14 protein-coding genes are annotated in these 22,434 nt (G+C 35.8%); 7 read left to right on the forward strand and 7 right to left on the reverse strand.

Translation table 11 applies throughout. The annotated features are described in order from the left end of the window. Positions 1-153: 153 nt before the first annotated feature. The 3 genes from IPJ80_06945 to IPJ80_06955 all read left to right on the forward strand — a co-directional run bounded on the left by IPJ80_06945 (position 154) and on the right by IPJ80_06955 (position 7,988). On the forward strand, positions 154-5,232 hold the full coding sequence (locus IPJ80_06945; GenBank protein MBK7913221.1) for an HYR domain-containing protein: 5,079 nt from the start codon (positions 154-156) through the stop codon (positions 5,230-5,232). Positions 5,233-5,526: 294 nt separating this feature from the next. Further along, positions 5,527-6,903, forward strand: a complete 1,377-nt coding sequence (locus IPJ80_06950; GenBank protein MBK7913222.1) for a Gfo/Idh/MocA family oxidoreductase — start codon at positions 5,527-5,529, stop codon at positions 6,901-6,903. Between the two features lie 77 nt (positions 6,904-6,980). Further along, positions 6,981-7,988, forward strand: coding sequence for a tetratricopeptide repeat protein (locus IPJ80_06955; GenBank protein ID MBK7913223.1), 1,008 nt, complete (start codon positions 6,981-6,983; stop codon positions 7,986-7,988). 213 nt (positions 7,989-8,201) lie between these two features. Here the strand turns inward: IPJ80_06955 and IPJ80_06960 are convergent, their stop codons facing one another. Then, positions 8,202-8,732, reverse strand: coding sequence for a hypothetical protein (locus tag IPJ80_06960; GenBank protein MBK7913224.1), 531 nt, complete (start codon positions 8,730-8,732; stop codon positions 8,202-8,204). Between the two features lie 156 nt (positions 8,733-8,888). On the opposite strand from IPJ80_06960, the gene IPJ80_06965 reads away from it, so the two are divergent. The 4 genes from IPJ80_06965 to IPJ80_06980 all read left to right on the forward strand — a co-directional run bounded on the left by IPJ80_06965 (position 8,889) and on the right by IPJ80_06980 (position 12,455). After that, on the forward strand, positions 8,889-9,089 hold the full coding sequence (locus IPJ80_06965; GenBank protein ID MBK7913225.1) for a dodecin domain-containing protein: 201 nt from the start codon (positions 8,889-8,891) through the stop codon (positions 9,087-9,089). Between the two features lie 102 nt (positions 9,090-9,191). Further along, positions 9,192-11,111 carry a threonine--tRNA ligase gene (gene thrS, locus IPJ80_06970; protein MBK7913226.1) on the forward strand — a complete coding sequence of 640 codons (1,920 nt, stop codon included), beginning with the start codon at positions 9,192-9,194 and terminating at the stop codon, positions 11,109-11,111. A 3-nt stretch (positions 11,112-11,114) separates the two neighbouring features. Beyond that, a complete protein-coding gene (locus tag IPJ80_06975; protein ID MBK7913227.1) occupies positions 11,115-11,798 on the forward strand; it encodes a DUF4918 family protein in 684 nt (227 codons plus the stop codon). Positions 11,799-11,921: 123 nt separating this feature from the next. Continuing rightward, entirely contained in the window at positions 11,922-12,455 is a 534-nt protein-coding gene (locus IPJ80_06980) for a hypothetical protein (GenBank protein ID MBK7913228.1), read from the forward strand. A 164-nt stretch (positions 12,456-12,619) separates the two neighbouring features. Here IPJ80_06980 and IPJ80_06985 read toward each other — a convergent pair whose 3' ends face one another. From IPJ80_06985 to IPJ80_07010, 6 genes are all read right to left on the reverse strand, one after another. Continuing rightward, positions 12,620-13,015, reverse strand: coding sequence for a hypothetical protein (locus IPJ80_06985; protein MBK7913229.1), 396 nt, complete (start codon positions 13,013-13,015; stop codon positions 12,620-12,622). 90 nt (positions 13,016-13,105) lie between these two features. After that, the gene (gene htpG / locus IPJ80_06990; protein MBK7913230.1) at positions 13,106-14,968 is read right to left on the reverse strand and encodes a molecular chaperone HtpG; all 1,863 of its coding nucleotides are present in this window, start codon (positions 14,966-14,968) and stop codon (positions 13,106-13,108) included. Positions 14,969-15,569: 601 nt separating this feature from the next. Further along, positions 15,570-16,928 carry a peptidylprolyl isomerase gene (locus tag IPJ80_06995; protein MBK7913231.1) on the reverse strand — a complete coding sequence of 453 codons (1,359 nt, stop codon included), beginning with the start codon at positions 16,926-16,928 and terminating at the stop codon, positions 15,570-15,572. 2 nt (positions 16,929-16,930) lie between these two features. Then, complete coding sequence (locus tag IPJ80_07000) at positions 16,931-17,803, reverse strand: hypothetical protein (protein ID MBK7913232.1); 873 nt, start codon at positions 17,801-17,803, stop codon at positions 16,931-16,933. Between the two features lie 7 nt (positions 17,804-17,810). Continuing rightward, positions 17,811-19,772: a peptidylprolyl isomerase gene (locus tag IPJ80_07005; protein ID MBK7913233.1), complete on the reverse strand. Its 1,962-nt coding sequence runs from the start codon at positions 19,770-19,772 to the stop codon at positions 17,811-17,813. Positions 19,773-19,974: 202 nt separating this feature from the next. Continuing rightward, on the reverse strand, positions 19,975-22,428 hold the full coding sequence (locus IPJ80_07010; GenBank protein MBK7913234.1) for a bifunctional UDP-N-acetylmuramoyl-tripeptide:D-alanyl-D-alanine ligase/alanine racemase: 2,454 nt from the start codon (positions 22,426-22,428) through the stop codon (positions 19,975-19,977). Between the last annotated feature and the right edge of the window lie 6 nt (positions 22,429-22,434).

Genomic DNA, 22,434 nt, shown 5'->3' on the forward strand with positions numbered 1-22,434 from the left:
TCAAACTACATTTACAATTCGTTTAGTAGCACCCACTCTCAACACTTCTTTTAATTTACCCAATTCTTTTGACTCAATAATTTAAAGCCAAATCCAAAACGGATTTAATACCCTTTCTTGAGACTCTAGAAATTTTTTTATTCATACCCTCTTATGGAAAAGCAATTTTACCCCCAGCTAAGGGACTTAGCTTGTATTGTACTAATTATTGGTACATACTTTTCTGGCTTTTGTCAAGTTGGAAAATATCAACAAGTATCCAAAGAACGGATATCCGTTTTTTGTTCAACGCCTCCTAGTATTAACTGTCCCGCTGATTTTAATTCATGTCCCGGAAGTTCAATTCATCCAAATGTTAGTGGTACTGCTGTCGCTCTAAAAGGAAGTCTTGAATGTGATGAACCATTGGTTACTTACAAGGATATAATAGTTAAAACTGGAAATTGTGTTGGTGCTTCTTTAATTCAAAGAGTTTGGACGGCAACAGATCCAAATGATGCCAGCCTGCGAGCATTTTGCATACAATATATTAACACCTTAGATACCACAGCTCCTGAACTTTATAACTGCCCTAAAGATACTGTTCTATTAAGTAATGATAAATGTACAACAAGTTATAAATGGAAAATGCCTTTGGTTTCAGACCATTGCGGTAACTATTGTGTTACCAGTTCTCATGTAAATGGTGGTGAATTCGCAATTGGTACGCATACTGTTATAATTACTGTAACAGATGATTGTGGAAACACAAGCCGATGTATTTTTAATGTGGTTGTAATTTCTAATTGTTGCAATGTACCACCTATTATACATTGCCCTTCAAACTTCCTTGCTTGTTCAGGTAGCTCAATAGATCCAAATACAACAGGGAAGCCGACCGTTTTAAAGGGAAGTCCTGCTTGCAAAGAACCTCTACTAAATTATTCTGATAAATTAAATTATTTTTCTAATTGTAATTATTCAATTGAAAGAACCTGGACTGCTACAGATCCGGATCATTCTAATTTATCAGCACATTGCACTCAGTTGATTCAAATTAAAGATACCATTCCTCCAATATTTACTTTTTGCCCGCCGAATATAACCGTTCAATCAGATGCCGATTGTACAGCCAAGGTGAGTTGGGCAAATCCGATTGCAACTGACAATTGCGGTATTGCTTCAATTACAAGTTCTGTTCCATCTGGATATCAATTTACACTTGGATTGGCAGCGGTTTCAATTATTGCTACCGATAATTGTGGCAATACCTCTAAGTGTGAATTTTTAGTAACAGTTGAAGAAAATTGTTGCAATAAGAATCCTATAATTCATTGTCCATCAGATTATCAAGGCTGCCCAAATAGTTCAACCAATCCGGCTGTAACAGGTCAAGCAACCGCAAGTCCCGGAAGTTCAAAATGCAGACAACCACTCATTACTTACAATGATGATACAATTCACTACAGCGCATGTTTTATTGAAATTCATAGGACCTGGTTAGCAACTGATTTGGATAAACCTAGTTTAATGGATTATTGCGTTCAGAAAATTATTCTGAAAGATGATCATCCACCGGTGATTACATTTTGTCCACCCAACATAACAGTTCAATCAGATGATGATTGCCTTGCTACGGTTCGTTGGAACGAACCAGCTGCAACCGATGATTGTGGTGCTGTTTCTATTACAACATCTGTCCCATCAGGATATCGTTTTACATTGGGTCTTGCAGCAGTTTCTGTCATTGCTACGGATTTATGTGGGAATACTTCTAAGTGTGAATTTTTAGTAACTGTTGAAGAAAATTGTTGTAAGAAAGCTCCGGTATTAAACTGTCCGGCAAATTATAGTTCTTGTCCGGGATCTGATATACAGCCTGCAACTACAGGAGTCGCAAGTGCAACTCCTGGAAGTACGCATTGTGCAAATCCGGTATTATCGTATCAGGATGATACCATTCAAAATGAAAATTGTTTATTACTCTTAAACAGAACCTGGACAGCAACGGATCCTACACATCCTTTGTTATCAACGACCTGTATTCAAACCATTCGTTTGGAAGATAAAACCGGTCCTGTATTAACCAATTGTCCGACAGACATTACGATAAAATCAGATGCAGATTGCACAGCAAGCGTCGCGTGGAATCATCCAATTGCAACGGATGCTTGTGGTGATATTACATTAACTGAATCCATTGCATCCGGATCTAAATTTCAAGTTGGAACAACAAGTGTTTCAATTACCGCAACTGATAAATGTGGAAATACTTCGAGTTGTACATTTAATATTACAGTTGAAGAGAATTGTTGCAAAACCATTCCAATTATTCATTGCCCTGCAGATTATACAAGCTGTCCGGGAGCTGTCATCGAACCAGGAATTTCCGGACAAGCAACGGCATCACCTGGAGATACCAATTGTAGCCAGCCAATTGTTACATTTACTGATGAAATTCTAAGCCAATCCACTTGCTTTACAAGCATCAATAGAATTTGGAAAGCAACTGATCCTGTTTTTCCGAATTTATATACTACCTGCATTCAAAAAATTATTCTTCAAGATATTGAAGCACCGGTATTTACATCCTGTCCGATTGACTTAACGGTTGCATCAAATGATTTGTGCACAGCAGTAGTTAACTGGAATGATGCAACTGCAACCGATGCTTGCAGTCAAGTTGTTTTTACAAGTACCATTGCATCTGGTTCTACCTTCCCATTGGGAACAACACTTGTTGTAATTACAGCCACAGATGCTTGTGGAAATTCAAGCAATTGTAATTTTAATATTACAGTAACTGAAAATTGTTGTAATAATCCACCAGTTATCAGTTGTCCGGAAGATTTTACCGGCTGTCCAGGTTCAAGTTTGGATACTTCTAATACAGGTAGAGCCATTGCAGATCCATTTCAACCAGTGTGTCAAGCAGCTGTCATTGCTTTTACAGATGTAGTTTTATCAAACGACCCATGTCGAACAATCATAGCCCGATTATGGACAGCTACAAACCCAAAAAATAATTTGCAAACGCAATGTACTCAGACGATTTTACTTGAAGATGTGGATCAACCTGTATTTGCAAATTGTCCTGGAGATATTACGGTAGATCCACAATATGATTGCAATGCTAATGTAAGTTGGAACGAGCCTACCGCCAGTGATAATTGTGGAATTCTTTCAGTAGAAAAATCCCATGAACCAGGATCTGTATTTTCAAAAGGAAGCACACGTGTAGTATATACTGCAACCGATTTATGTGGAAATACAAGTTCTTGTTGGTTTTTTATTGAAGTATCTGAAAAATGTTGTTTTAAAAATCCGGTTTTAAATTGTCCTGCTGACTTTCACGGATGTCCTGGATTAGGTGTTGATCCATTTGTAACGGGTATTGCTACTGCTGCTCCTGGAAGTACGGAATGTTTTCAACCAAATATTACCTACTCGGATCGAATTCTTACAGATGGTCCATGTTCCGGTGCAATCAGTCTTGAGCGGACCTGGACAGCAACAGATCCCGCACTGCCAAATTTAAAATCCGAATGTATACAACGCATCGAATTGAAGGATGATATAAAACCAATTTTAATGAATATCCCAGCCAATATCACAGTGGATGCAAATGGAGCATGCAATGTGGCAGTTTATTGGCCAAAACCTGAAGCTGGTGACAATTGTAAATTATTAAGCTTAACTTCCAATTATAACTCAGGAGATTTGTTTCCTAAGGGAACCACAAATGTAATTTATACTGCAATGGATTATTGTGGAAATACAACAACAAATGGATTTCAGGTTTTTGTTGAGGGTACAGAAGTAGCAGTGAAGTGCCCGAATGATACTTCTGTAGTTCGTACAGATCCATTTTTGAATGGAGCGATAGTGAATTGGAACCACCCTACAGTGGCGTATTGTCAGCCATGTCAGGATGATATACCCGGTATGATCTATATGGGAGAATTAAATGGACACAGATATTTCTGTTCGAAAGGTGGGGCTAACTGGAATGCTGCCCGCATATCATGCGAACTCATGGGAGGTACTCTTGCGTGTATAACTTCTGAAGAGGAAAATAAATTCATTGCTTCTAAATTAAATGGTCAAACAGCTTGGATCGGAGGTACAGATGAAAAAGTTGAAGGCTGGTTTGAATGGATAGATAAATCTCAATTTAGTTTTACCAGTTGGATGCCTGGTCAACCAAATAATGGATCGAATAATGAAGACTACATAGAAATGTTTCCAGATGGTAACTGGAATGATCAAAATGCATTAGCAAACAGAGAGTTTGTTTTAGAATTACCATGTTATGAACTAAAACAAATTGGGGGTCCGGTTAAAGGAGATCTTGTGCCTTGTGGAACCAACCAAATTACCTATGTAGCAACAAAAGAAGGTAAATCCGATACCTGTAGTTTTAATGTGTCTGTTGATTGTGACCAAGAAACAATTTATTGCAAACCAAAAGCACAAAGCAGCAGCTACATGTTTATCAATAGGGTTGAATTTTCTACCATTGATACGACTACCGGTAACAATGGGGGATATCATTACTTCAGTAAACCCTGTGGTGTAATAGATGAGGGACAAACCTATTGGTTGTGTGTTACACCAGGTTATTTGAGTACTAATTATAAAGTGTATTGGAAACTTTGGATAGATTTTAATGCAGATGGATATTTTGATCCATTTACCGAAGAGGTTGTATATGGTTATGGCAATACTTCTATGTGTGCAAATATTAAAATGCCTTCCAATTTACCAAGAGCACTTACACGGATGCGTATTATAATGTCTTATTCAGATTACCCACCGAATCCATGTTTTTCGCCTCTCTTCGGAGAAGTTGAAGATTATTGCATTGCAATGGATGGAGCTGTATCATTGGGTTCAGGCATTGGAGTAGGATCTATTCGAGTAAAACCAGAAGAATTGGTTTCCAAAGAATTTAATCGTATGGAAATTGCCGATGAAAAACTTACAATTTATGAGGATCCACAAATTTCATTTTTGGTTGATTTGTTTCCAAATCCAAGTTCCCAGGCTGTAAGTATTAATAGTATTGTCGGTGAAATTTCAGAGTTTGAAATATATAACAGCAATGGAAAATTAATTCTGCATAGTGATCCGCAATTGACTAAAAATGAAAATTTAATATCAGTTGAAGATTGGGCGAATGGAATTTATACCATTATAATTCGAAGTAAATCTTCTGATCAAATCATTAAACGATTTATTGTAAACCACTAGAATCAATTACGAATTACGAATTATGAATTACGGATTACGAATTTCAAATGGGTAATGGTTGAAATAATTCGTAATTGAAAATTCGTAATTCGTAATTGAATTTCTGAAACGGTATGAAGCAAGCCGGTCTATTTTATAATGGATCGGCTTTTTTATTTTGAATCGATATGAAATTGTTATGAATTTTAGTTTTTTGTGAATTAGAGTAGCCCAATTTGGTTTGTCTGGATTTAATAGAATAGGTGTACATTAAATATTATTGTTATTTTAGCATTTCAATAAAAACCAGTATCAATGGCTTACTCTCGTCGTGACGTTTTAAAAACCTTGGGAATTGCAACAGGAGCTTCAGCGTTTCATATTCCGGATTTAGCAAAATTGTTAGGAGAAATTCCAAATCCACTCCATAAAACCTTAGACAAACCAATTACTGCAATAACTTTAGGTGCTGGATCTAGAGGCAATGTGTATGGAAATTATGCAATTTCCAATCCGGATCAAATAGATATTGTTGGAGTAGCAGAACCCATCCCTTTACGAAACGAACGGTATAGTAAGAAACATAAAATTGCAACAGAAAATCGTTTTGTTACATGGGAGCATGTTTTTCAAAAGCCAAAATTTGCAGATGCAATTATCATTACTACACCCGATCATTTACATTATGGTCCGTGTATGAAAGCACTTGCAATGGGATATGATGTTCTTTTGGAAAAGCCAATGGCTCAGACTGAAAAAGAATGTAGGGATATATTAGCCCTTACAAAAAAAACAGGTGCCATTGTAGGGTTATGTCACGTTTTAAGATACGCACCGTATTTTATTAAATTGAAGGAGCTTATTCATAATGGTTCCATCGGTGAACTAATAAGTATTCAACATTTTGAGCCTATTCAACATATTCACATGGCCCATTCGTTTGTAAGAGGGAATTGGCATAATTCTAAAGAAAGTACACCAATCATATTAGCAAAATCCTGTCATGATTTAGATATCATGCGGTGGTTAGTTGGTAAACCTTCTGTTCGTGTTGCAGCATTTGGAAATTTAAAATGGTTTAATAAGCAAAATGCACCGGCGGGAAGTACCGCACGATGTCATGACGGTTGTGCAATTGAATCAACCTGTCCCTATTCTGCAGTGAAAATTTATTTGCGCGAACGAAGTTATACCTATGTGTTTGATTTGCCAGAACAAAAAGAATTGGTTCCGGATGCGATTATGAATTATCTGAAGACAACTAATTATGGAAGATGTGTGTATCGAATGGACAACGATCAATGTGATCATTACGTCATGAGTTTATTGTTTGAAGGAGGAATTACGGCCAGTTTTAATATGGAAGCATTCACAGGCTACCATGGGCGTAGAACGCGTGTCATGGGAAGTATGGGAGATTTGACTGGGGATATGGAACAATTTGTGCACACTGATTTTCGTACCGGTAAAACTACCAATTGGGATAGCAAATCCTTTGATGAAGGAGCCTATAAAAATCATGGTCACGGAGGTGGTGATTACAGGTTGATGCAAGATTGGGTTCAGGCAGTTGCACAAAAAAATCCCAATTTGCTAACTTCTACTATCGACGCATCCATTGAAAGTCACTTGATGGGATTTGCAGCCGAGAAAAGTCGAAAGAATAAAAAAATTGTTGATATTAGATTGTAGTGTTTGTTATTTAAAAAATAACTTACATCCTGATTTTATAAAATTTCAATTATTCAAATATTTTGTGATGCTTTGATATGGGTTTGAATAGAAGAATACCGCTACTTTTAGTTTATTATACCTTGTTTTTATTTGCTTGTACCAATTCAGAGCAAGTTAAAAAGGTCGCAAGCAGTTCAGAACATGCTGAATTAGAACGCTTGAACCAATTAATCTCTCAGCATCCCAATGTGGACTCATTTTATTTTATGAGGGGCCTTTATAATTTTAATCAAGAGGCTTATGAATTGGCGATTGAAGATTTTCAGATGGCTTTGAAAATTGATTCTATCCGGCAACCCAATTATTATTTTTATTTATCAGATGCTTATTTGTACAATTTACAATCCCGGGATGCTTCTCAAGTAATGGATAAAGCCATGAGTTTATTTCCAAATCATGCAGAAACTATTTTGAGAAGTGCCAGACTCAGATTGGTCCTTAAGCAATACATACCGGCAATGACGGTATTAGACAAATTGTTTGTAAGAGATCCACAAAATTCAAAAGCGTATTTACTAGCAGGGCAGATTTTCTATGAGATGGGAGATACCGGAAGAGCAGTAAATGCCTATCAAAAAGCAGTTGATTTTAATCCGGATTTGAGAGAAGCTTGGATTCGACTGGGGGAGTTGTTGTGTGAATTGGGAACCATTAAGTGCATACCCTATTTTAATAATGCAATACGAATGGATAGTTTGGATCCGGAAGTATATCATAAAAAAGCATTTTGTTATGCACAGTTGGGTAAATATAAGGAAGCCATTGAATCTTATAGATCCAACATCATTCGATTTCCTGCTTATGAACCTTCATTTTATAATTTAGGATTGCTCTATCTGGAAATGGATTCATTGGATCTCGCACTGGATCATTTCATGATATCAGTCCAAATCAACCCAGCGGAAGCAAGCAGCTATTATCAGCGAGGAATTGTTTTTCAAAAAATGAAGAAAACGCAAGAAGCAAAAAATGATTTTCAAAAGGCATTGCAGTTAGATAGTAGTTTGATTGAAGCAAAGCAAGCGTTGGAATTGATGAAATAGTAGAATGCTGTTTGATTCTTAAATGGTATCAATACAAACGCACTAATTATTAATTAGTAAATTATAATTTTTCTAGAGTTTTTTATTTGGAGGGAATTAGACTTCCACTACAAAAAAAATATTAATCAAGCATTTATACTTGAGGACTTAAACAAGAACTTACAATTCATGCGAATTTTTAAATGAAAATGGATTTACTAAAATTTAATGCCTTTAATTCCCCGAATACTTCAATATAAATTTTATATACTTTATTTTAGATAATAAAAAAAGTACATCCTGATCTGCATTGCCGCTGGTAGGAAAACTGATTTCTACGACAGAATCAAACGATCCGTTTCCAATTACAAAGGATGGCAATAAATTTACTGTAGCGGTTCCAATCAATAAGGAATTATCATCGAAAAGGGGAATCGGCGTGGTAGTAATCGGGATATTATGTTCTTCTTTGGCAAGTATTGAATATTCTGCTGGATTATAAGGTTCAAAGGTTTTTACGGCAACATTAACCTGAATTAAATCGTAAATGCAAACATCTGTTGTGGTACGATACCATTTATAGACTCGGGTGTTACCGGTTACATACGTATCATAGGTCAATCCTCCTCCATGAGAATTTACCGGCGCTGTGATTTCATAAGTATTATTCTTGTGTTTGGATGCATCGCATTTTGCATCATTTTCATCGCATTGAAAACAGAATAAACATACCAGAAGTAAATAAAGGAAAGATTTAAAATTCATCGCAAGCCATTTTGTAGTTAAGAATTGGTTTTAGGATGATTCTATAAGCAAGATAGCTTAATTTGTTTATTTTATTCTAAAATTTGGAATCATTTTAGCACCAGGCTTGTTATAATTAGATAATTTTCATCTTATTTTCAAAAAAATTTCTACCACATGGCAGTATTAAAAGTTATCGAAATCATGTCCTCTTCCAAAAAATCCTGGGAGGATGCAACCGAAACCGGAATCGCAAAAGCATCTAAAACACTTAAAAACATTCGCTCTGCCTGGGTACAGGACCAATCTGTAGTGGTCGATAAGGGGAAAGTAAAAGAATACCGCGTCAGCCTCAAATTGAGTTTTGAGGTGGTCTAAATTTTATACAAATAGCAGATAATTAATTTAATACGTATTAAATTAATATCAAATATTAAATCGCTTTAAAAGCCTTAACTTTGGCTTTTGAAATTTAGTGTGATGATCCAGATTAGCTTTCCGGACGGAAGAAAACAAGAATACCCTGTAAATACTACAGCTTTAGAAATTGCAAAGTCTATTAGCGAAGGCTTGGCTCGCAATGTTTTGGCAGCAAAAGTAAATGGTGTCGTTGTCGATGCAGATCGCCCCATTGATTCCAATGCTTCCTTGCAATTATTAACCTGGTCTGATAAAGAAGGCAAATCCACTTTTTGGCATTCTTCGGCACATCTTATGGCCGAAGCTTTGGAAACGTTCTTTCCTGGAATCAAATTTGGAATTGGTCCTCCAATCGAACAGGGTTTTTATTATGATGTGGATCCCGGGGATCAGGTAATTTCTGCTAACGACCTTTTAAAAATCGAACAAAAAATTATCGAACTGGCTCGCCAGGCAAATCCCTATAAACGAGAATCGGTTTCTAAAGAATATGCACTCAACTATTTTAAAGATAAAGGAGACGAATATAAACTCGAATTAATTAACGAGCTGCAAGATGGTAACATCACGTTTTATCATCAGGGCAATTTTACAGATCTCTGCAAAGGTCCTCACATTCCAAATACAGGGTTTGTTAAAGCAATTAAATTGACAAGCATCGCCGGCGCTTATTGGAGAGGTGATGAAAAACGCAAACAACTTACACGCATTTATGGAATCAGTTTTCCAAAAGCCAAAGAACTCGAGGATTATTTGATTTTATTGGAAGAAGCCAAAAAGCGGGATCACAGAAAATTGGGACAGGAATTGGAGTTGTTTATGTTTTCTGAAAAAGTGGGAGCCGGTTTACCAATCTGGTTACCTAAAGGAACCGCCTTGCGTCAACGACTGGAAGATTTTTTAAAACAAGAGCAAATTAAACGTGGATACACTCCGGTAATTACACCACATATCGGACATAAATCATTATACCAAACCAGCGGCCATTGGGAAAAATATGGCCAAGATTCATTTCAGCCGATTCATACCCCACGTGAAGGCGAAGAGTTTTTATTGAAGCCTATGAACTGCCCGCATCACTGCGAAATTTATGGGCATAAACCGAGATCGTACCGCGATTTGCCTTTGCGAATTGCAGAATTTGGAACAGTCTATCGATACGAACAAAGTGGGGAGCTGCATGGATTAACCCGTGTACGTTCGTTTACCCAAGATGATGCGCATATTTTTTGTACACCGGAACAAGTCAAAAATGAATTTTTAAATGTGTTGGACTTGACCATGTTGGTTATTAAAAAATTAGGATTCGATCATTTTACTGCCCAAATCTCTTTAAGAGATCCAGAAAATAAAGAAAAATATATCGGCTCAGAAGAAAACTGGGTTAAAGCCGAACAGGCAATTATCGATGCAACAAAAGAAGTGGACCTGGTAACGACCACCGAATTGGGAGAAGCTGCATTCTATGGACCTAAATTGGATTTTATGGTTAAAGATGCTTTAGGTCGTTCCTGGCAATTGGGTACCATTCAGGTTGATTACAATCTACCGGAACGCTTTCAATTGGAATACATTGGTGCTGACAATTCCAAACACCGGCCTGTGATGATTCATAGAGCCCCCTTTGGTTCGATGGAACGTTTTATAGGAGTACTCACCGAACATTGTGCAGGTAAATTTCCATTGTGGTTGACTCCGGATCAATTTGCAATTTTACCAGTAAGTGATAAATATCTCGATTATTCCAATTCGCTGCAATCAAAATTAGAAGCAGCCGGTTTTCGCGGATTTATTGATGATCGTGTGGAATCAATTGGCAAAAAAATTCGCGATACGGAATTAAAAAAGGTTCCTTACATGTTGATTATTGGAGAAAAAGAAGTGGATCAACAAAATGTATCTATACGTCGCCAAGGATCAGGGGATCAGGGTGCAAGCACTTTGGACGAATTCATTGCCTTGCTACATTCCAATTTATAGTTTTTGCATAATCAGACTTCTTTCTTAGAAAAGGTACTTGAATATATTAAGGGTTTTGAACAACAATTACCTGAACTTCCGGATGGGATTCTTCCGTTGCTTCCATACAATCAAGAAGAAGTGTTGGAATTGGCGAAACAGTTTTACCATAAATTTTATTTAAAGAATCATGCGAGATCATTGATTCTTGGAATTAATCCAGGCCGCTTGGGTGCGGGTTCAACCGGCATTCCATTTACCGATGCAAAACGTTTATTAGAGGATTGTGGAATTCAAAATCAGTTAAAATCCTATGAACCGTCTTCGGTTTTTATTTATAAAATGATTGAAGCATATGGCGGTGCGGAATTATTTTATTCCGACTTTTTTATTAGTTCCACCTCTCCCATTGGGTTCGTTAAAAGTGGTAAAAATTACAATTATTACGATGAACCAAACCTATTGACCCGTTTAAAACCGTACATCCAATTTCAATTAGAACGCCTGCTGAATTTAGACCTGAAAAGGAATGTGGTTTTTTGTTTGGGTGAAGGTAAAAATTATCAATTCTTAAACGAATTAAATAAATCGAAGCAATGGTTTGGAAAAATCCATGCACTGCCTCACCCGCGATTCATTGTCCAATATAAGAGCAAGGAGCTGGATGCCTATATTGATCGATATCTACAAGCATTCATATTAAAATAATCCGTATTTGTTTTTGAATTTCCAAATTCATTAACGTTCCATTTACCAATTCTTAAAAGCACTTAACATTGATCAAATAAGAAAAAATTACTTTTGTGGCCTCAAAATTAAACACAATACAAAATGAAAAAATTAATTGCAATTATTACCCCGGTATTATTTTTAGTTTCTTGTAAAAATGTAGAGCAATTCCGTGCTCCTATTGAAGCATTATCTGCTGATTGGGAAAAAGCTACAACTGCTGTAACAGAAGTTGGAACAATGTTAGGCGCTGCACAATCTTCATTGGCTTCTTTAAAAGATAGTTTAATGGTAGATCCAAAAATGGCTGCTAAGATGAAACCTGAAATGACAGCTTCATTAGACTCTATGAAAACTGCATTTATGGCACAAACTGAAATGATCGGTGGAATGGCTTCTGAAGTTACTTCTTTTGCTGGTAGCTGGCAGGAAATGTCAACCAAATTGGCTGCTTTGAAAGAAGGTTTGGCTTCTGGAAAATTAGAAGGCGATGTAATGGCTCAGGTTAACGAACTTAAAACAGCTGTTATGGATGCTTCTACAAAAGCAGATGGTTGGAAATCTAAATTAGATGCTACAAAAGCTGCTGCAATGGCTGCTTACGAAATGTATAAGCAAAAAGCAATGGTAAAGTAATTTTACCAGGAGAAATAAATCGAAATAGATAAATCAAAGGGGATTCTGGAAACGGGATCCCCTTTTTTTTGTGGTTTTTGTGAATCCAATGGGTAAATGATAGATTCCAAAATGGTATTTATTTCAAAGAAAACCTTTAAAAATTAAATTCCTGATTGGAATGTTTATTGTACCAGGGCAGCCTTACGAAATGGCTTGAATTTATAAAAATAATAACTCGCCAAAAGCAAAAAGGGCAACACGGAGGCGATTATTTTAAAATTCATACCTAAGAGTCCCACCAATAATATAAAGAGCACCAGCAAGGAGAGAGCTAGAATTCCAATGCCGTTGAGTTTGGTTAAAGGCTTTGGATATACTATACAAATCAACAAAATAAGCTGGCTGAGAATTCCAGTTAGAATCAGTGGATGGGTCAGCGTATTCAATAGGTCTCCTTCTTTTGTCAATATCGTTAACTCGAGTTGATAGAAAAAAGATGAATGATCACCCGGCCATTCCAAATAACAAAAAGAAAAGCTAACAAGTAATAATATATTTAGTAGTCTTTGAACCAACATCGCTGATTATTTTAGATTAAAAATAATCAAACTTGCTGATTTCAAATAACTATTTAAATTTCTTGGCTGTAAATTTTATTTAACTATTTGCTAGACCCGCTCCAAACTTTTCTTAACGAATTCATGCAGTCCTTCACCTTGCAACATATGTTGATCGAGCAGAGCCAATTTAAACAAGTAATCGGCAACTTCCTTTTGCTTTTCAGGATCTGTTTCTGAAAGAATCTTTTGTGAGACCAACGGATGATTTCCATTGATTACACTTTCAAAGTGATTTAAAAATGGATTGTCTTCAGAATCTCCTTTCATGGCTGACATCATGTATTGCATTTCTGTCATGCGCCGCATAAATTCTGGCTTTACAATAAGTACGGGAGGATCATTTGGGGAAAGGGATTTGACTTCAGTTTTACTGGCTTTATTAGTTGGTAAAGATTTAAATAATTCTTCAATGGTTTTTTGTTCACTCTCCGATAAAACCAATTCTGTTTGATCTCCTTTATCTATCAGATGATTCAGGGTATCTGAATCAACTCGCTTAAAAGTCATTTCAGCTTTCATTTCCAAATGCTGTATAAAATGATTATCCAGTACATTGTTTAAAAGCAATACATCGTAACCATGTTCTTTTGCATTTTGAACACTTCGATAGTGTAATTTTAAATCATTTGTATATAAAGCAATCAGACGATTGTCTTTGTCTTTCTGTGTGTCTTTTATTTTTTCTTTATATTCCTCAATAGTGAAACATTCTTTATCTGAATTTTCCAATAAGGTAAAGGACATGGCTTTTTCAGCAAATTTTTCATCAGATACCAATCCGTATTTTACGAATGTACTGATGTCATTCCATTTATTTTGGAAGTCTTTACGATCTTTTTTAAACAGCTCACTTAATTTTTCTGCCACCTTTTTAGTGATGTAGCCTGATATTTTTCGAACGTTGCTGTCCGCCTGTAGATACGATCTGGATACATTCAATGGAATATCCGGTGAATCAATTACACCGTGTAAAAGCATTAAAAATTCTGGAACTATTTCTTTTACATCGTCGGTAACAAAAACCTGATTGCTGTAAAGGTGAATTTTATTTTTCTGAACTTCAAAGTTTTGTCTGATTTTAGGAAAATACAAAACACCCGTCAGATTAAAAGGAAAATCAATATTCAAATGAATCCAGAACAGCGGTTCTTCTGCGTAAGGATACAATTCATTGTAGAAAGATTTGTAGTCCTCATCTGTTAAATCAACCGGGGTCTTTTTCCAAAGGGGGTCGGTGTTGTTGATAATATGAGCTGTTTCAACCTCTTTTTCAGTTTCGCCTTCTTTAATGGTTTCCTTTTTTGTTCCAAACTGAATGGGGATTGGTAAAAATTTGCAAAATTTTTCGAGCAGGCTTTCAATTTTAGTTTGCTCTAAATAGTCTTTACAGTCTGCGGAAAGATGCAGAATAATATCCGTTCCACGTCCTGCTTTATCTGTGTTTTCAATGGTAAATTCCGTATCGCCATTGCAAGTCCATTTTACCGGAACGGAATCTTCGCGATAAGACTTTGTTACAACTTCAACTCGATCTGAAACCATGAAAGCTGAATAGAAACCTAATCCAAAGTGCCCAATAATTGAGGCCTCCCCTTGATATTTGCTGATAAATTCTTCAGCCGAAGAAAAAGCCAACTGGTTAAGGTATTTTTGAACTTCTTCTTCATTCATGCCAATCCCTCTATCCCGGATGGTTAGCGTACCAGCTTCTTTATCGATAACGACTTCAATTGTTAATTCGCCTAAATCTCCTTTGGCTTCTCCTTTTGAAGAAAGAACTTTTAGTTTTGTTGTTGCGTCAACCGCATTGGAAATTAATTCCCTCAGAAAAATCTCTTGCTCAGAATAAAGAAACTTCTTAATTATGGGGAATATATTCTCCGTTTGGACTGAAATTCTACCGGATTGCATTGTATTAGATTTTTAGTTACAACTGAGCTTGTCAAAGCCTGTGCCATCCTATAAAAACTGTCAATTTGACTCAAATTGTTAGCAGTTTCTGACAGTTGGGGAAAGGTCCCACCCTAAATAAAGCGATTCAGACATGAATTAAAATTCTGCAGATTACACGTATCCTTTGCTGAACGGCTAAAGACCTGTTTTGAGGGCCTATCTATAATGCAAAACTTCCTCAAAACCATTCGAATCAGCCCTTCTCTAGGCGAATAAGCACTCACATTAAAGAAATTGAAATGCAATTACATAATCAAATAACTTAAAATACGAGTTTATTTGAAATAATAATAAGTTGATAATCAATTATTTACATGCAATAAATTTGTTAGAATGGCTAAATATGTAAAAAAAAATTGATTTCTAATAAAATTGGCAAGATTTCTGCATATTACTAGATGTCCGCTTGAAAACCGGACGCGTACCCAAAGAATTGGATACGAGACAATTTTTGAGATCGGTTTGCTGGGGGGTATAAACCGATCTCTTTTTTTTTATCCAAAGTAATTTTTTGGAAGCCCCTAAGGCTAAAATTCCCTGGCCATAAAAATCAACTAAGTTATTCTGCTAGGATCCAACTGCCAACCTCTGGGCATAGAGCTTTAATACTCGGGTCAATTTCAATATATGCTTTTGGGACATTGTTGCCCAACCACTCTTGAAATTTCATATTCTTTTTAAAATCTTTTGCAGCGGATTGAATCTTCGCATAATCTTGCTTTAAGTTTGCCTTATGCGGTGCTGTTTTAGAGAGGAGTTTTACAATCCGGTATGATTTTGAGCCATCAAGATCTGTGGAAACAAATGGTTTTGATATATCTAAAACTTTTAAGCCATCAATTGCAAAAAATACATCGGGATCTAAATCCCCTGTTTCAAAAGTGGCTGTTCCCGTTTTTGGATTTAATAATTGTCCGCCATTGTTAAAAGATTCTGCTTTCTTATCTGAAAAATAACGCACTGCAGTTTCAAATGGAATGCTGTCTTTTATAATAAGATTTCGGATGGAGTCTAAATAGTGTTCAGCTAATTTTAAATCTTCTGTTTCCACTTTAGGCTTAATTAAAATATGTCTGCTTAAAATGGAATTTCCGCGCCGTTCCAACAATTGAATTAGGTGTAATCCGTATTCTGATTCTACGATTCCTGAAATCGAATCTTTCTCAAGATTATAAGCTACTGCTTCGTATTCTGGTACCAGACTTCCTCTTTTCATCCAACCTAAAGCACCTCCATTTTTTGCAGACCCTGCATCGTCTGATACTAAACTGGCAATTTTACCGAAATCTTCACCATTCCGGATACGCATTAAAATTTTCTCTAACTTTTCTTTTGCAGCTTTTTTCTGAGCGGCATTAATTTTTGGTTTATATACAATTTCCGAAATCTCCACTTCGGAATTAAAATAAGGGATGCTATCTTTTGGAATTCTATCAAAAAAAGCTTGCGTTTCTTCAGGGGTTACCCGAATCTCTCCAATGATTTTATTCTGAAGACGTTCTGCAAGCAATTGATTTTTCAAATCTTCTTTAAATCGTTCCCGTGTATCAGCAACACTTTGACCATAGTATTCTTCAAATTTCTGGAAGTCGTTATTAAAATAAGCTAAAATCTGTTCCAGTCTTGCATTGAGTTGTTGTTCAATTTCTTCATCTTTAATTTCAATACTATCCACTTTGGCTCGGTTGATCATAAATTTTTGAATCAATAAATTTTCCAAAATGGGACAAGAAGGATCATCCAATGAAGCTCCTTGCTTATTTTTCATAAAGCTGATTTGTTCTTGCCAATCAGAATATAAAATAATTTCACCACCAACCTTTGCTATTATTTTATCAATTGTTTTGGATTGTGCATTAAGATTTATACTAAACTGAAAAACCAATAGAAATAAAAAAATGAATTTTGATACCTTCATAATTATTTGTTGAGAAACTGGATGTGTTTGTTTTTTAATTCGGATTCATAAAGCTCATTTTTTATTTTCTCCAGCAATTTAATTTTTCGCTGATGAAAAATGGCTTGTGTAGCCTGATCCTTAAAAAAGGAAAGGGGCGGTTCTTGATTAGGTCGGACCACTTCAAAAAATCGAACCCGGTAACTATGATTAAAATCTGCAAAATCACGCGTGATTCCTGATTGAATAGTACTTTCAGATATAAACTTTGAAGGCAAGTGTTGTTTAACTTCATCCCATTTATACCATTTCTGTGGATTTAAATAACAGATGTCAGCATTATTCTGACAATATAGATTCAACAGTTGCAAATTTACAGGGTTGATATTTTTCCATAAATTCTCCAAGGTTTTAGATTCTGCAACTGGTTTATTAATTTTTAATAGTACAAACCTGAAAATTGTACTTTCTAATTTATATTTAGCCTTATTGCTCCGGTAATATTCTAATAATTCCTGTTCAGAAATGCTTGTATCTAATTTTTCACGGATAATTTTTTCTTCAAACTTCAATTGAAGTAATTCATCTCTAAACTTCTCGGTCAATTGATTGATTTCATCCTGATTTGAAAGCTGTTTTCGGGCTTCTTTGACCAGGATTTGATCTTTAAGCCATTTCTCAATATAATTAGTTACAAGTTGAATGCTGTCTTTTGGTGAAAAAGCCTGTTGTGCTTGTTCGTCCAATTCAGACCGTGTTAATTCGTGATCATTATAACGGACCATTACAGAATTCGTAACAGCATCGGTCGCTTCTGCTGTTTTTTTACAAGCCCCTATCAAGCTTATGATAGCTATAAATGAAAGGAACTTTAAAAAAAAACAGCGTTCATTCATGTAATCATTAATTTTTTACCAAACTGTTGAAAACAGTTTCATTAACTTTTACCGGATATTTGCTTTTCAATTCTTCCACCCAAAGCATTTCCAAATGATCTTGATAATCTGCAATAATATATCCACGTGCTTCATCCAAAGTTTTAATACCGGCTGGTAAATTTTCTTCAACTTTACGGAATGAATAACTTGTTAAATCTGAATCAAGGCTTAATTCGGTCATGCTGCCTTTAGTAAAGCCGATTCCTTTATAACTATCAGGTGATTTTTTCTCGGCAATCAATTTTTGAAAAGAAATATACCTTTTCTCTACGTCAAATTTTGCTAAGACCTTGTTGATTGAATTCTTTTTAGCAAACTTATAAATTTCGTCTGCAAGTTTTTTATTGGTAGTATCGATGGTGATTGCATGAATCACTGCCCGTTCATCCCATTTATAATTTTGTTTGTTTTTTTCATAATATAATTTCAGGCCTGTGGTATCTTCTGAAGCACGATCCCATACAACATTCTTTGTAGCTTCAAATAGTAATATGCCTTCACGGTATTCTCTCATAAGGGCTTTAAAGTCTGGATATTTATCTTCCAATTTGCCTTCTTCAAATTGAAGACATTTTTGAGAAGCATATTCTTTCAACATATTTTTCAATGTAGTTGAAACATCTTTTTGGTCACCTCCTTGTAAGCGTTGACGGGTATTTGTTTTTACATATTCAGCAAAATCACGCGTTCCAAAATTTTGATTACCCAATGAGAATAATTTTTCATCTACCAAACTATCTGGTATTCTCCATTTATAAGTAAAAAAGTTTGTATCCATAGCATTGGTAAAGCGCATCAATGCTTCTTTATTTTCCTTGTATCCGGATTCTGTTTTTATTTTTTCTATTAGTGTAGCTTGCGCAATTGCAAATCGTTGATCTCTTTGAATGTCAGCCTGAATTTTACGCTTGGCTCTTTCATAAGGAATTTCCTCATCTTTATGCAATCTTTTAATAATATGCCAACCAATACTGGATTCAACCGGCAAGCTGACGTCCCCATCTTTTGCAAGTTTAAATGCAGCTTCTTCAAAAGCAGGTTCAAATTGATTAATTCCAAAGTAACCAATGTTGCCACCTTGTGGAGCAGTAGTTTTATCATCGCTAAGGGTTCTGGCCAGTTCTTCAAAGCTCTGTCCTTCTTTAATTTTTTTATAAATGCTGTCTGCTTTTGATTGGGCACTTAAATCAGCATTGTAGCGTGAAGATTTTTTAATCAGGATATGTGCTGCTTCCATTCTTCGATAGGCTGGGCGTTCTGATTCCAAACGGAGTACATGATAGCCAAGTTTTGTTCTAATTGGACTCGGGTAAACCTGACCAGGTTTTAAGGAATAGGCTGCATTTTCTAGATCATAAAATCCATCAGGAAACATAGAGGAAAACCATCCGAGGCGTCCGCCTTTTTGTGCAGAATTCATATCATTGGAAACTTTACAAGCATCTTCCCACCGAACACCATTTTTTAAGGTCTTAATTGCATTGGCTGCCAAATCATAAGACTTCATTGTATCCGCTCCCGTTGCATTTGGACTTAAGCTAAATAAAATATGATTGATCAAAACATCCTTTTTTTGACGCTCATACACTTCCCTGGCAAGTCGGTCGGTAACTTCCCGGTCATTCAGGTAATTTGTTGTCAGTTGTTGGCGGTAAACTTCCAATTCTTTAATAAGGGCTGGAATGGTATCGACACCCATATCCCGGGCTGCCTGAACCTTTAATTTAAATTTAGTATAAAGGTTCAAATAATCCAAAAGTGATTTCCTGCTAAAATCAGCTTCTTTTTGGTTATTCTTACTGTAGATGTACTCAAATTCAGAAACCCGAACCTCTTTACCTGATACAGTAAACAGAACAGGATCTTTTTCTTGTGATTGGCCAATCACTGGAATCAATAATAAAAACAGGTAGCTTATAAATCTCATATTTTTTATTTTAAAAACGGTCAAAATTAAGCAGTAGATACGTTTATAGTTTATTTTATTGGGTGCTGAAATGCCGTATTAACGTAATATTAAAGGTATAATTGCAGAAAACAGGCTGTCAATCGAATCAAAACCGGCTGCATTTTGCGGATTCCCTCTAAATAACAGGATTTAGGCTTTAGCCTGATGACTTTTACCGGTCTTAATCCTGTAAAAAAACTCGTTTTACACGTGTAGAAATTCCACATAAGATCTCATAGGGAATGGTATCGGAAACTCTGGCAAGTTCTTCAATGGGACTGGTTTTCCCAAAAATTTCAATTTCCATCCCATCATAGGTCTGATTTACAGCGCTTAAATCGACCATACACATATCCATACAAACAACACCAATTAAAGGCACTGCAATCCTCCCACAGTGGAGTCGATAGGCCCGGCTGCCTGCAATTCTCGGTAAACCGTCGGCATAACCAATAGACAGAACCCCAATTTTACTGGGGTTTATAATTTTCCCGGAGCGATTGTAACTGACCGTTTCTCCCGGAGTGTAAGCTTTTATTTGGCTTACCCGGGTTTTGAGGGTATGAACTTTTTCAAGCTTTTTAGCCAATTCCGGATCAGTATCAATTCCGTAAAGCCCAATACCCAATCGGACCATGTCAAATTGCAAATCGGCATGTCTTGCGATACCGCCACTGTTCAATAAATGCAACAAAGGCTTGTATCCAATAGAGTCAATAATACAATTCGCCATTTCCAGAAAAAGTTGGCTTTGTTCTTTTGTAAAATCATCAAAAGCAGGCTGGTCGCTGGCAGACAAATGCGAAAAAATACTGACAACCTGAATCTGTTTATTTTGATTTAAAATACCACACAAACCCTCTACATCCGCTTTTAAAAAACCTAAACGGTGCATTCCCGTATCAAGCTTGAGGTGAATTTTAATGGGAGTCGCTCTGCCAACTTCCTGAAGCAGCCGTTGCAATTGATTTATCGAAAAAATTTCGGGTTCCAATCTAAAATCAAATAAACTATTAAAATCACTGGTACCTGTATTCATTACCAAAATGGGTAATTGAATGCCTTTTTGACGCAAAAGAATGCCTTCATCAGGATATGCAACAGCCAGATAATCTATTTTTTTATGTTCCAACAGGCGCGCAATTTCATAATGACCGCTTCCGTATGCAGCAGCTTTAACAACGGCCATTATTTTTGTTTCCGGTTTGAGTTTTGATTTATATACATGCAAATTATGGGTAACTGATTTTAAATCAATTTCCAAAATGGTGTCATGTTTTGATAAACTGAGTTGTTGAAAAAAATCTTCTAATCTATAAATTCTTGCTCCTTTGATTAAGATGAGTTCCTGGTGCAGATTAAATAAATTTGAATTTTCTAACAGCGCTTCTGTCGTATTAACAAAATAGGATTTAATATCTTTAGAAAGGTATTTTTGAATACTTCGAATGGCATGACCTACTCCAATTAATTTTTGTATTTTGTATTTTTCTAAAAGGTAGGCAACCGAACTCCAAAGTTCCGCTGGATTTTTTTGCTCTGCAAAATCTGTAAGCACCAAGGTCCTGGCCAATTGTTGATTTTGTTGATCTACAAATTGCAATGCTAATTGAAGTGACTTTAAATCCAAACTGTAACTGTCATTTATTAATATACATCCATTAATCCCTTCTTTTTGTTCCAATCGCATACTCAAATTATGCAAATGATCAAGTCCGGATTGTATTTCAAATTCAGTTAAGCCTAAATCAATACACATAGTCAAAACGTGCATGCAATTTTCAAGGGAGGCTTCGTCTCTAAATGCTAAAGAAAACGAATAGGCTTTTTGATTAAACGATAGATCAATTTGAACACCGGTATTCGTTTTTTTTACTTTTTGAATTTGAAGTGCAGCCTGAAGTTTTTGAGACCAACTTAAATTATTTAAATGGTTTTTACGATGATGGTCTATGCTTTCATAATCTTTACAATAAATTAATTTTTGAACTCCATCAAATAATTTTAATTTTTCTCTGGTCTTTTCATCGATCCCTGAAAATCCGGCTTGATGTGCATCACCAATATTGGTAAGAATTCCCAAAGTAGGTTGAATCATTTCACGCAATGTATCCATTTCTCCAACAGTGGATATCCCAGCTTCAAAAATTGCTAATTCATGTTCTTCGTTTAACTCTAAAACAGATAATGCAACACCGAGTTGCGAATTATATGACTTAGGATTTTTACAAATTTGAAATTTGGTTTGCAATAAACTGGCTAACCATTCTTTTACAATTGTTTTCCCATTGCTGCCAGTAACTCCAATGACGGGGATTAAAAATTTTGAACGGTGATAGCTTGCAAGTTTTTGAAGTGCATGCAATACATTCGCTACTTTTAAAAAACAAAGTTTATCATCGGATACAGGATCATAATTGCTTACAATAAATACCCGAATTCCTTTTTCAATACTTTCGTTAATAAATGCATGACCGTCTTTCTGAATTCCTTGCAGTGCAAAGAAAGCAGATGATTCAGGATGCATGATATAGCGGCTATCTGTTTCGACATGTAAAATTGTAACATCGGATAAAGCACGATTGTAATCTTTTACATTTAAAATTTCAGCAAGTTGACTGACCCGATAATTCATCAATTG

The organism is Saprospiraceae bacterium (genome assembly GCA_016714025.1).
Classification (GTDB): Bacteria; Bacteroidota; Bacteroidia; order Chitinophagales; family Saprospiraceae; genus Vicinibacter.